We start from the raw sequence: 505 nt of genomic DNA, 5'->3' as shown, positions 1-505 counted from the left end.
GGATAGGACAGAACGTCGAAATGCTGCACCACCCGCCGCTGCGTCAGTTTTTCAATGACCCCCCGAACTTTAATCAGCGGTGCCGGAGGCGGCAGCACCGGGTCCGGCGGAGCATTTTTCAGCACGTCCAGCAACTCTTTCTCTTTCAGGCGAAAATGCGCCAGCCATTTTCCTTTTTCATTGCTGGCCTCGATATTGCGCAGAATTTCCTGCGTTCGCGCCAGCTCACTTTTTTGCTGCAAATAGTTATGAAGCGGATATTTTTTATTGCTGCCTTCGAGGCTTCTTCGCAATCCGTCCGAGAATTTCAGCTCTTTTTCCATAATTTATCCATGCCATTAAGAACCATTCAACATCCGTATTAATAATAAAAAAAACAATGTGTCCCCCCTGAATAATCAAAGGGGGTTCCTTTGCGCAGAGGATTTGGCGGGATCCCCGTTCGCTTCCACTCTTTTTTTCGCCGTTTATGGAGCGTGTCCAGGTTAATATCCGCCACGTTTTC

General features: G+C 48.3%; 1 pseudogene. It reads right to left on the bottom strand.

Annotation, left to right across the window (positions count from 1 at the left end):
- A pseudogene (locus tag OGX91_RS00020) lies at positions 1 to 323 on the bottom strand (hypothetical protein); the annotation flags it as partial.
- Between the last annotated feature and the right edge of the window lie 182 nt (positions 324 to 505).

Source organism: Citrobacter sp. Cpa228, from assembly GCF_030333085.1.
Lineage (GTDB): Bacteria > Pseudomonadota > Gammaproteobacteria > Enterobacterales > Enterobacteriaceae > Citrobacter > Citrobacter pasteurii.
This window is presented reverse-complemented; position numbering and strand designations above follow the sequence as displayed.